Origin of the sequence: uncultured Nevskia sp. (assembly GCF_903885465.1) — a bacterium.
Classification (GTDB): Bacteria; Pseudomonadota; Gammaproteobacteria; order Nevskiales; family Nevskiaceae; genus Nevskia.
Genome location: NZ_CAISIQ010000413.1, coordinates 1 through 10,723, shown reverse-complemented (window position 1 = coordinate 10,723; position 10,723 = coordinate 1). Strand labels below are relative to the sequence as shown.

General features: G+C 63.4%; 11 protein-coding genes. 4 read left to right on the top strand and 7 right to left on the bottom strand.

The features are described 5' to 3' along the window. The first annotated feature begins 198 nt into the window (after positions 1–198). The 3 genes from pilB to QZY06_RS16130 all read left to right on the top strand — a co-directional run bounded on the left by pilB (position 199) and on the right by QZY06_RS16130 (position 3,505). Entirely contained in the window at positions 199–1,947 is a 1,749-nt protein-coding gene (gene pilB, locus QZY06_RS16140) for a type IV-A pilus assembly ATPase PilB (RefSeq protein ID WP_295686088.1), read from the top strand. Between the two features lie 53 nt (positions 1,948–2,000). Continuing rightward, positions 2,001–3,224 (top strand): type II secretion system F family protein, encoded by a 1,224-nt coding sequence (locus QZY06_RS16135; protein ID WP_295686087.1) that lies wholly within the window; start codon positions 2,001–2,003, stop codon positions 3,222–3,224. Between the two features lie 83 nt (positions 3,225–3,307). Continuing rightward, on the top strand, positions 3,308–3,505 hold the full coding sequence (locus tag QZY06_RS16130) for a hypothetical protein (protein ID WP_295686086.1): 198 nt from the start codon (positions 3,308–3,310) through the stop codon (positions 3,503–3,505). Between the two features lie 112 nt (positions 3,506–3,617). Here the strand turns inward: QZY06_RS16130 and QZY06_RS16125 are convergent, their stop codons facing one another. The 5 genes from QZY06_RS16125 to gtdA are packed head-to-tail and all read right to left on the bottom strand — an operon-like array spanning position 3,618 to position 7,867. Next, the gene (locus tag QZY06_RS16125; RefSeq protein WP_295686089.1) at positions 3,618–4,088 is read right to left on the bottom strand and encodes an aromatic-ring-hydroxylating dioxygenase subunit beta; all 471 of its coding nucleotides are present in this window, start codon (positions 4,086–4,088) and stop codon (positions 3,618–3,620) included. Between the two features lie 5 nt (positions 4,089–4,093). After that, positions 4,094–5,362: an aromatic ring-hydroxylating dioxygenase subunit alpha gene (locus tag QZY06_RS16120; RefSeq protein WP_295686085.1), complete on the bottom strand. Its 1,269-nt coding sequence runs from the start codon at positions 5,360–5,362 to the stop codon at positions 4,094–4,096. Positions 5,363–5,372: 10 nt separating this feature from the next. Then, positions 5,373–6,092 carry an alpha/beta fold hydrolase gene (locus QZY06_RS16115; RefSeq protein ID WP_295686084.1) on the bottom strand — a complete coding sequence of 240 codons (720 nt, stop codon included), beginning with the start codon at positions 6,090–6,092 and terminating at the stop codon, positions 5,373–5,375. A 30-nt stretch (positions 6,093–6,122) separates the two neighbouring features. Continuing rightward, the gene (locus tag QZY06_RS16110; RefSeq protein WP_295686083.1) at positions 6,123–6,818 is read right to left on the bottom strand and encodes a fumarylacetoacetate hydrolase family protein; all 696 of its coding nucleotides are present in this window, start codon (positions 6,816–6,818) and stop codon (positions 6,123–6,125) included. A 26-nt stretch (positions 6,819–6,844) separates the two neighbouring features. Continuing rightward, complete coding sequence (gene gtdA, locus QZY06_RS16105; RefSeq protein ID WP_295686082.1) at positions 6,845–7,867, bottom strand: gentisate 1,2-dioxygenase; 1,023 nt, start codon at positions 7,865–7,867, stop codon at positions 6,845–6,847. Between the two features lie 144 nt (positions 7,868–8,011). Here gtdA and QZY06_RS16100 point away from each other — a divergent pair, with 144 nt between their 5' ends. Then, positions 8,012–8,926 (top strand): LysR family transcriptional regulator, encoded by a 915-nt coding sequence (locus tag QZY06_RS16100; protein ID WP_295686081.1) that lies wholly within the window; start codon positions 8,012–8,014, stop codon positions 8,924–8,926. On the opposite strand, the gene trpC is transcribed toward QZY06_RS16100, so the two are convergent. Both trpC and trpD read right to left on the bottom strand, forming a co-directional pair. Beyond that, a complete protein-coding gene (gene trpC / locus QZY06_RS16095; RefSeq protein ID WP_295686080.1) occupies positions 8,923–9,717 on the bottom strand; it encodes an indole-3-glycerol phosphate synthase TrpC in 795 nt (264 codons plus the stop codon). The genes QZY06_RS16100 and trpC overlap by 4 nt on opposite strands. Before the next feature lie 4 nt (positions 9,718–9,721). Beyond that, a partial coding sequence (trpD, locus tag QZY06_RS16090) for an anthranilate phosphoribosyltransferase (RefSeq protein WP_295686079.1) occupies positions 9,722–10,723 on the bottom strand: 1,002 nt, incomplete at its 5' end.

Sequence of the window (10,723 nt, the reverse complement as noted above, 5' to 3'; positions counted from 1 at the left end):
GCCTTCCTGCTCGCGGCCTGGATCTTCATCAACGTCCACCACTACTTTCTCGATAGCGTGGTCTGGCGCAAGGGCAACCCGGAAACCGGCAAGTACTTGTTCCGTTGAGCCGCGCGGTCATTCCGGCTACCGGATCGTCGCTGGCTTCGCGGATGTGGGCGGTGTAATTTCCTGATTCCGCGGCACCAGGTTCGATTCGTGGCAACCAATTTCCAGCCGTCCCCTCTGCCGGCACCACCGATCACCACCTTCATCGGCGGCTTGCCGCGCCGTTTGATCAATGACGGTCTGCTGACCGAGGAGCAGGCGCGCGAGGCGCAGACCAAGGCGGCCAGAACCGGTTCGCATTTCGTGTCGGTGGTGGTCGAAGCAAAGTGGATTCAGGCGACGCGGCTCGCCGAGATCGCCAGCATCGAGTTCGGCACCCCGCTGATCGATCTCGGTTCGATCACCGTCGACGCCAGCATCGCCCGCGAAATCAGCGAAAAGCTGATGCGCAAATACCACGTACTGCCGATTTACAAGCGCGACCGTCGGTTGTTCGTGGCGTTGTCCGATCCAACCCGTCTGCAGGCGCTCGACGAGGTCAAGTTCGCGACCGGCTACCAGGTCGAGGGCATCCTCGTCGAAGAGGACAAGCTGGCCAAAGGCATCGACGCTGCCGTTGCCGCCGTGCAGGCCACGGCACTGCAGGGCGGCGACGAGGATCTGGAAAACCTCGAGATCGAAGGCGGCGAAACCGATCCGGGTGCCGACACCGGCGGCGGTACCGATGCCGACGATGCGCCGATCATCCGCTACGTCAACAAGGTGCTGATCGATGCCATCAACCGCGGCGCCTCGGACATCCATTTCGAACCCTACGAAAAGAAGTACCGCATCCGCTACCGGGTCGACGGCGAGTTGAAGGAAATCGCCACGCCGCCGGTGCAGATGGGTGGCCGTCTGGCCGCGCGTCTGAAAGTGATGTCGCGGCTCGATCTGGCCGAGCGCCGGGTGCCGCAGGATGGCCGCATCAAGCTGAAGCTGTCGGCCAACAAGGCGATCGACTTCCGCGTCTCCACCTGCCCGACGATGTGGGGCGAAAAAGTGGTGATGCGTATTCTCGATGCCTCGAGCGCGATGCTCGGCATCGACGCGCTCGGCTACGAACCGGACCAGAAGGAGCTGTACCTGAAGGCGCTGGCCAAGCCGCAGGGCATGATCCTGGTCACCGGCCCGACCGGCTCCGGCAAGACCGTGTCGCTATACACCGGCCTGAATATCCTCAACGACGACAACACCAATATCTCGACCGCCGAAGACCCCTGCGAAATCAATCTGCCGGGCGTCAACCAGGTCAACGTCAACGTCAAGCAGGGCCTGACCTTCGCCGTCGCGCTGAAGGCTTTCCTGCGCCAGGACCCGGACGTGATCATGGTCGGCGAGGTACGTGATCTGGAAACTGCCGAGATCGCGATCAAGGCCGCGCAGACCGGCCATCTGGTGCTGTCGACCCTGCACACCAACGATGCGCCCCAGACCTTGACCCGCCTGCTGAACATGGGCGTGCCGGCCTACAACGTCGCCAGCTGCGTGACCCTGATCATCGCCCAGCGTCTCGCCCGCAAGCTGTGCAAGCACTGCCGCAAGACCGATCTGGTGCCCAAGGAAGAACTGCTGCGCGAAGGCTTCAGCGCCGAACAGATCGCTGCACCCGGGTTCACGATCTACAAGGCCCAGGGCTGCGATCAGTGCAATAGCGGCTACAAGGGCCGCACTGGCCTCTATCAGGTGATGCCGGTCACCGAAGCGATATCGCGGGTGATCATGGAAGGCGGCAACGCCATCGACATCGCCGACCAGGCCGCGCGTGAAGGCGTGCGCACGCTCCGCCAATCGGCTCTGCGCAAGGTGCTGGACGGCACCATCGACCTTACCGAAGCAAACCGCGTCACCGTCGATTAGCAGTATTCTTTTCGCGGCGACGCAGCACCCTCGTCAGTCGATCGGAATCAATCATGGCCGTAGCCAGCACTTTGGTGAAGGACGCAAGCTTTGCGTGGGAAGGTCGTGACCGCAAGGGCACGATGGTCAAGGGTGTGACCGACGGCCCTAGCGAAGCCCACATCAAGCTGCAGCTGCGCAAGCAGGGCATCAACCCGATCCGGGTTCGGAAGAAATCGGCGCTATTCGGAAAGCGCAAGAAACCGATCAAGGGTCAGGATATCGCCGTGTTCAGCCGCCAGCTGGCGACGATGATGTCGGCCGGCGTACCGCTGGTGCAGTCACTGGAAATCGTCGGCCGCGGCCATGCCAATCCGTCGATGGGCGAAATGGTGCTCGGCATCAAGGGCACCATCGAAGGTGGTGCCACCCTGGCCGAATCGCTGGCCAAATACCCGCGCCATTTCGATGACTTGTTCGTCAACCTGGTCGACGCCGGCGAGCGCTCGGGCGCTTTGGAAGCGCTGCTCGACAAGATCGCCACCTACAAGGAAAAGACCGAGACGCTGAAGAAGAAGGTCAAGAAGGCGATGACTTATCCGGCGGCGGTGATCGCCGTCGCGGTGATCGTCACCACCATCCTGCTGTACTTTGTGGTTCCGCAGTTCGCGGCGTTGTTCAAAGGTTTCGGCGCCGACCTGCCCGCACTCACCCAAATGGTGGTCTCGATGTCCGAGTTCATCCAAGCCGACTGGTGGGTGGTTCTACTGATCATTCTCGGGACCTTCTTCGGCCTGCGGGAAGCACATATCCGCTCGCCCAAGGTCCGCCGCTTCACCGATCGCATGTTGCTGAAGCTACCGGTGGTTGGCGACATCCTCTACAAGTCCGCCGTTGCTCGTTATGCCCGCACCCTGTCGACGATGTTCGCCGCCGGCGTGCCGCTGGTCGAAGCGATGGATTCGGTCGCCAAGGCTGCCGGCAACATCGTGTTCACCGAAGCGATCATGCAGATGCGTGATCAGGTGTCGACCGGTCAGCAACTGCAGCTGACGATGCAGCAGACCGGCCTGTTCCCGGCGATGGCGGTGCAGATGGTCGCCATCGGCGAGGAATCCGGCTCGCTCGATCACATGTGCGCGAAGCTCGCGGATTTCTACGAGGAAGAAGTCGACGCCCTGGTCGACAACCTCACCGCGCTGCTCGAGCCGATGATCATGGTCGTGCTCGGCGTTCTGGTCGGCGGTCTGGTGGTCGCCATGTATCTGCCGATCTTCAAGATCGGTGCAGCGATCTGATTGGCCTTAATTCTGTCCTCATTATCGGCCCCCAAGCTGCAGGAGCAGCACGCACTTGTGCTGCCAACCCCTGGGAATTTTCGATGAACAAGATCATTGCTGCCGTTGCCCTGTCGACCAGTTTCCTCGCCGCCGGTCTCGCCTCCGCCGCTGCGCCGCCCGCCAAGGCCAAAGCTACAGCTGAAGCCACGACGGATGCCAAGGCCGCCGCCAAGACCAAGCACGCGCACAAGGCTCACAAGACCGCCAAGCACACGACCCCGAAAAAGACCCTGGGCTGAGCCATCGCGGCGTAAACGGACCTGGGTCCGGACGCGCCAGCCAGAGTCTCGTCGTGCAGACAAGGCCGGAAAGCCCCCGCTTTCCGGCTTTCTTGCGTTCAGGCAGATTGGCTCAGATCGGATAGATGATCGAGTTCGGAATCATCTCGCTGTCGTAGATCACCAGCCGCGAGGCGAACTTGAAGCCGGCTTCGGTGCGCACCACTTCGTCGATGGTGCGGCCGACGTTGTAGACCGTGCTCAGTCCCGACAGCTTGGTGCGAAACACCGCGTAGTTCGCTTCGGCATGGATGCGCCCGGCTTCGAGCTTGCGGATCACCGGCGTGCCGACGACATGGCGCTGGTAGTAGGGATCGTGGAACAGCGTTTCCTGGATGCCGTAGACGCGGTCCTTGAGCATGCCCTTGCTTTCGAAGCTCAAGGTGGCCAGAGGAAAGCCGCGATCGTAGTTCTCGCGCGGCTGCAGGCGATAGCTGCAGTCCTCGATGAAGAACTCCGGCCAACTGTCCCAGCGACCGGAATCGACGGCGATCGCGTAGTCGGAATAAAGCTGGTTCAGCGCCATCCAGTCCTCGAAACTCATGCCGTTCACGACTCCATGACCTCGCGCCAGTAGCGGTACATGCCGCGGATCAGGGTTTCGGTGACCATGTGATCGGTGTTCGCAACTTCATCGCCGCCGAGTTCGACCAGCGTGCGATGGCCCGGCTTGGCCTCGAAGGTTTCCTGCGAGAACTCGATCACTTCGCCGTCGTCGGCCGATACGAAACCGGCCGGCCCGAACAGATTGGCCTGACGCAGGCGGCGCTGGGTCATCTCCGGCGTGTCGTCCTCGAAGCCGAAGTGCGTCCAGACGAAATCGAAGTGGCCGTGGCCGTCGGGAATGATCTGCCGGGTCGAAACACTGTTCACCTGCTGCTGCAGGATCACGCTCGGGAACAGCGTGGTCATCACCGCCGTCGGCCCGTTCCACCACGGCTCGGGAACGATGTCGAGGAAGCGCGGATCGTGCAGGTTCATGGTCTGCTTGAAGCTCGACACCCGCGAGACCTCGGACACCGTGCCGGCATTCCCGCGCGTCGAGATCATCGCCGCATGGCGGCCCTTGGCGTCCATCACCATCTGCGATTGGTTGTCGGCGCGCCACAGGCCGAAGACCACGAACCAGGTGTGCAGCAGGCCAGGGTGGTACGGATCCTTGATGTTTTCCTGCATGAGCTTCCAGTTGCCCGGAATGCGCTGGCGGTTGTAGCCGAGAACATGCAACTTGCGGCCATCGAACAGGCGATCGAAATAGCGAAGAATGTCCGGGCCGAGAAAGTCCTCGAACGATTCCACTTGGTGGTCGAACGATGCGAACACCACGCCGCCACGCACCGCGACCTTGAGCTTGGTCAGGCCGTGATCGGCGAGCTTGAAATCCGCCGGCATGCCGCCCTGCACCACGCCATCGCGCTTGACGCCGTGACGCATCGGCACGCCGCGCAATCGGCCATCGAGCGCGTAATTCCACTGGTGATAAGGGCAGACGAAAGCGTCGCGATTGCCATGACGCTCTCGGCAGAAGGCCACGCCGCGATGGGCGCAGGCGTTCTCGACGACATGAATCGCGCTATCCATCGCCCGTACCAGCAGCACCGAGCGCTCGCCGACATTGGTGCGCTTGAAGTCGCCCGGCTTCGGGATCTCTGCTTCGAGGCCGACATAGCACCAGTGCTTGTCGTAGAAGAAGCGCTGCAGTTCCCGCTTGTGGAGTTCAGGATCGTTGTAGGCGGCGAAGGGAATGCGGCTGGTGCCGCGCTCCCAGCGCAGGGACGACAGTGGAATCGGCGGCGTTTCCAGATGGGGCGCGTTCATCGGACTCAACTCAGGCCAGTTGCGCGAGCAGCGCCGACAACTCGGCTGGCAGGTCCATCATCAGACAGTGACCGCCGGGCAGCCGGTGCAAGGTCCAACCCGGCTTGCCGCTGATCGCTGCTGCCTGCTGCTGGAATGGGCTCGGCTGCCAGCCATCGGCCACGATATAGCTGCGCGGCAAGGCAGCGGCAGCTCCATTGAGCAGCACCGGCACTTGGAAGGTGGCCAGCGCCTGGGGATTGCACTGCCGCTCCATCCATTCAGTGGTAGCAGGGGTCTGGCCGAACAGCGCGCCGGGAATCGGCGGCACCAGGCCGTCGTTGTCCTTGGCCTGAAAGAAGTGGCCGATGAAGATCGCCGCCAGCTCCGGCGGCAGATTGCGGCGTATGCAATCGGCCAGACATTCGCCGTGCTCGGGCACGAAGGCATCGAGATAGACCAGATGGCGGATCTTCGATGCCGCGCGATCGGCCGCCGCCGTGATCACCATGCCGCCATAGGAGTGGCCGACCAGGATCACGTCGCTGAGTTCTTCGGTTTCGATCACCCCCAGCACATCACGCGCATGGGTTTCCAGCGTAATGCGCTCGTTGCCGAGGTGCCGACTCTGGCCATTGCCGGTCAGGGTCGGCGTGAACACCGTGTGGCCCTGGGCGCGCAGCGTGTTCGCGACCTCGCGCCAACACCAGCCGCCGTGCCAGGCACCGTGAATCAGGACATAAGTGGCCATGCGTTTCGCTCCGCGTCTACCTTCGTTGGCTTACTTCGCAACCCGTACTTCGATGCCGGCCAGGCCGACAATGGTCCCGAGCATCACGTCACCCGGCAGCACCGGATTCACGCCTTCCGGCGTGCCGGTCATGATCAGATCGCCCGGCTCCAGGGCTTCGTACATCGATAGCTGGGCGATCGATTCGGCAACCGACCAGATCAGCTTGTTGATGTCCGACGCCTGCCGCGGCTGGCCGTTGACGGTCAGCGCGATCGCGGCGTTTTCGGGATGGCCGATGTCGGCCGCGCGGGCAATCGCGCCGATCGGCGCCGAAGCAGCGAAGGACTTGCCGAACTCCCAGGGCCGGCCTTTGTCGCGGGCATCGAGTTGCAGATCGCGGCGCGTCATATCGAGGCCGACGGCGTAGCCGTAGACGTGATCGAGCGCAGCCTCGATGCTGATGTCGGCACCGCCCTTGGCAATGGCGACAACCAGTTCGATCTCGTGGTGGAAATTCTTGGTCCGCGGCGGATAAGGAATCGTCACCGGGCCAGCAGCATCGACAGCCGCCTGCGCCGGCTTCATGAAGAAGAATGGCGCTTCGCGATCGGGATCGCGGCCCATCTCGCGCGCGTGTGCGGCGTAGTTGCGGCCGACGCAGAAGATGCGATTGACCGGAAAACGGGCATCGCTGCCGGCGATGGTCAGGCTGCGTTGCGGCGGCGCGGAGACGGCGTAGGTCATGGCTTGATCCATTGAATCGACAGGCGCTAAAGACGTTCCTCGCGCCACAGGCCCAGCGCCTGTTGCACGGGACGATCGGAAAAACTGAACAGCATCGCGTCACGGCTGGCCCGAAGCTTCAGCGTGTGCCAGGACGGCACGACAAAGACATCATTCTCGGCGTAGCGATACGTCTGGCCGGCGATCTCGGCTTCACCCTCGCCTTCCAGGCAGACGTGGATGGTGCCGTCAGTGCCGCGCAAGCCTCGGGTCTCGAAACCGGCCGGCAGCCACTGCGTGAACGCGGCGATGGTCGGCATCGGCGAGGCGCCGGTCGCCGGATTGACGTAGCGCAGCTTGTGGCCGAGGTGCGGATCAGGCACGCCGGCCGAAGCAATCGCCTGCAGCGAAGCGCGGGTCTTGTCGTGCGGATAGACAAAGACGCGGGTCGGATCCGCCGCCTTCGGCGCGTAATCCATCGGCAGCAGGTTCGAGCCATAGCGCGCCAGCGCATCGCCTTCAGGACGAGCGACCGACTGCGTATGCGTGGCCGCCTTCTCGGCGAAACCGGCGTCGAGGAAGCGCACCGTGGGGATGTCGAGACCATCGAGCCAGACCACCGGCTGATCACCGAGGTTGCCGTGATCGTGGAAGGTCCAGGCCGGCGTGATGATGAAATCGCCACGGCGCATCGTCGTGCGCTCGCCATCGACCGCCGTGTAGGCACCTTCGCCATCAAGCACCAGCCGCAAGGCCGACTGCGTATGACGATGCGCCGGCGCGACCTCGCCCGGCAGAATCAGCTGCAGGCCGGCGTACAGCGATTGCGTGATGCAGGACTGGCCGCGCAAGCCAGGGTTCTCGAGGATCAGCACGCGGCGCTCGGCTTCCTCGGCGGTGATCACTTCGCCAGCTTCCATCACGTATTGGCGCAGTTCTGCGTAGCGCCAGAGTGCGGGCTGCGCCGGCGAACGCGGCGACGGTGGCACCAGCGCACCGAGCACTTCCCACAGCGGCGTCAGGCCATGGGCAGCGATGCGATCGTAGTAGGCACGGCGTTGCGCGGACATCCTGGCTCTCTCTTCCAACGGCGGCCGGTACGTGCCGGCTGCCTCATTGATGAGCGCATCATTCCCGCATTGCCATCATCAGCCAATAGAATCTGATGAATACGTATCATCACCGTTGTGAATGTCTAGCCGGATGAAGCCCGTATGGAACTGCGTGATCTCGATCTGAACCTGCTGGTCGTTTTTCGTCAGCTGATGCTCGAACGCCGCGTGTCGCGCGCGGCCGAAAGCCTGGGCCTCACGCAGCCTGCAGTCAGCAACGCTCTGGCGCGGTTGCGCCGGTTGCTGGGCGACGAACTGTTCCTGCGCAGCTCGCGCGGCATGGAGCCGACGCCGTTTGCGGAAAGTCTAGCCGAGCCGGTCAGCCACGCGCTGGGCCTGCTGCATGGCGCGGTCAATCAGCGCAGCGAGTTCGATCCGGCCACCAGCGAGCGGGCGTTCACGATCGGCATGACCGACATCGGCGAAATCTATTTCCTGCCGGTGCTGATGGAAGCGCTTTCAACGGCGGCGCCGAAGCTGGTGATCAGCACCGTGCGCAACACGGCGGTGAACCTGCGTGAAGCAATGGAATCCGGGCAGGTCGATCTGGCGCTGGGTCTGCTGCCGCAGCTGAAAGGCGGCTTCTACCAGCGGCGCCTGTTCAAGCAGCCTTATGTCTGCCTGCTGCGCCGCGGCCACAAGCTCGACAAGCGGGTGATCACCGCGAAGGAGTTTTCAGCGGCCGAGCATGTCGTCGTGGTTTCGGAAGGCACCGGCCACGGCAAGGTCGATGAGCTGCTGGAGCGCAACGGCATCATTCGCCGCATCCGGCTGACGGTGCCGCACTTCATCTCCGTTGGTCACATCCTGAGCCGCAGCGACATGATCGCGACCGTGCCACTGCGCTTCGCGGAAACCATTGCCGCGCCGTTCGGGCTGGTGCATGTGAAACATCCGGCGACGCTGCCGGAGATCGCGATCAATCTGTTCTGGCACGCCAAGCAGCATCAAGACCCGGCGAACCGCTGGCTGCGCGAGCTGCTGTTGCAGCTTCATACGCAGCCGCCCAAGGCTTAGGCGATCAAGGCTCGCAAGGCATCGCCCGGACTCGGCTGGCGCATCAGCGATTCGCCGATCAGGAAGCGGCACACGCCGGCCGCAAGCATCCGCTGCACATCGGCTGGCGCGCCGATGCCGCTTTCGGTAATCACGTCGTAGCCGGCGGGAATGCCATCGAGTAGCTCGATCGTCGTTTCCAGCCGCGTCTCGAAGGTCCGCAGATTGCGGTTGTTGATACCGAGCAGCACGGGCGTCTTGAGGTCCAGCGCCAGCATCGCGTCGCGCTCCGGCTGGTCGTGCACTTCGATCAGCACGTCCATCTCCAGATCCTGCGCGAGCCGCGCGAGTTCGCCGAGCCGCGTCGATTCCAGTGCTGCGGCGATCAGCAGCACGCAATCCGCGCCGATCGCGCGGGCTTCGATGATCTGGATTTCGTCGATCAGGAAATCCTTGCGGATCACCGGCAGCGACGTGTGCTGGCGCGCCTCGACGAGGTAATCGTTATGGCCCTGGAAGAACTGCTCGTCGGTCAGCACGCTGAGGCAGGCCGCGCCGCCGCGCGCGTAATCCTCGGCCAGCCAGCCAGGATTGAAGTCTTCTCGGATCAGGCCTTTCGAGGGGCTGGCCTTCTTGATCTCGGCGATCACGCCGGCGCCCGCCGCGGCCTTCGCTGACAGCGCCGCGGCAAAACCGCGCGGTGACGGTTGTGCCAATGCGATGCGTTCCAGATTGCCGATCGCGATGCGGCCTTGCAGCTCGGCGATCTCGATGCGCTTGCGGGCGAGGATGGTTTCGAGGATGTCGCTCATGTGCTCAGGTTCCGGAAGCAGCAGCGCGCGTCGCCGCGACATAGGCATCGACCTTCGCACGAGCGGCACCACTGGCAATCGCCGCCGTCGCGCGGACGATGCCATCGGAGATCGAACTGGCGACATTAGCGGCATACAGCGCGGCACCAGCATTCAGACAGACGATGTCGCGCGCCTGGCCGGCGATGTTGTCGAGCGCTTGCAGCAGGCGCTGCTTCGAATGCGCAGCGTCATCGACTTTCAGATTGCGGCTGGCCGCCATCGCCAGGCCGTAGTCTTCGGGATGGATGTCGTACTCGCGGATCTGGCCATCGCGCAGTTCACCGACCAGGGTCGCGGCGCCAAGCGAAATCTCGTCCATGCCATCGCGGCCCCAGACCACTAGCGCACGCTGCACGCCGAGCTTCTGCAGCACGCGAACCAGGATGCCAACCAGATCCGGATGGAACACGCCCATCAGGATGTTCGGCGCGCTGGCCGGATTGGTCAGCGGGCCGAGGATGTTGAAGATCGTCCGCACGCCCATTTCGCGGCGCACGGCGGCGACGTTCTTCATCGCCGGGTGATGACGCGGCGCGTACATGAAGCCGATGCCAGTCGTGCTGAGACAGCGCGCGACTTGCTCCGGTGACAGATCGATATCTGCGCCGAGCGCTTCGAGTACATCGGCACTGCCGGATTTCGAGGACACGCTGCGATTGCCGTGCTTGGCGACTTTTGCGCCCGCAGCTGCGGCGACGAACATCGATGCGGTCGAGATGTTGAAGGTGTTCGAGCCATCGCCGCCGGTGCCGACGATATCGACCAGATGCGCGTCCGCGGCACCGCCCGGCGTTGGCACCTTCAGCGCGAACTCGCGCATCACCATTGCCGCTGCGGCGATCTCGCCGACGGTTTCCTTCTTGACGCGCAGGGCGGTCAGGATTGCCGCCGTCATCACCGGGGTGACGTCGCCGCGCATGATATGGCGCATCAGCGAGATCTTCTCGTCATGAAAGATTTCGCG

Coding starts and splice junctions, on each gene's coding strand:
- QZY06_RS16135 (WP_295686087.1), top strand. CDS start 2,001: ATGGCCGTAGCCAGCACTTTGGTGAAGGACGCAAGCTTTGCGTGGGAA.
- QZY06_RS16130 (WP_295686086.1), top strand. CDS start 3,308: ATGAACAAGATCATTGCTGCCGTTGCCCTGTCGACCAGTTTCCTCGCC.
- QZY06_RS16125 (WP_295686089.1), bottom strand. CDS start 4,088: ATGAGTTTCGAGGACTGGATGGCGCTGAACCAGCTTTATTCCGACTAC.
- QZY06_RS16120 (WP_295686085.1), bottom strand. CDS start 5,362: ATGAACGCGCCCCATCTGGAAACGCCGCCGATTCCACTGTCGTCCCTG.
- QZY06_RS16115 (WP_295686084.1), bottom strand. CDS start 6,092: ATGGCCACTTATGTCCTGATTCACGGTGCCTGGCACGGCGGCTGGTGT.
- QZY06_RS16110 (WP_295686083.1), bottom strand. CDS start 6,818: ATGACCTACGCCGTCTCCGCGCCGCCGCAACGCAGCCTGACCATCGCC.
- gtdA (WP_295686082.1), bottom strand. CDS start 7,867: ATGTCCGCGCAACGCCGTGCCTACTACGATCGCATCGCTGCCCATGGC.
- QZY06_RS16100 (WP_295686081.1), top strand. CDS start 8,012: ATGGAACTGCGTGATCTCGATCTGAACCTGCTGGTCGTTTTTCGTCAG.
- trpC (WP_295686080.1), bottom strand. CDS start 9,717: ATGAGCGACATCCTCGAAACCATCCTCGCCCGCAAGCGCATCGAGATC.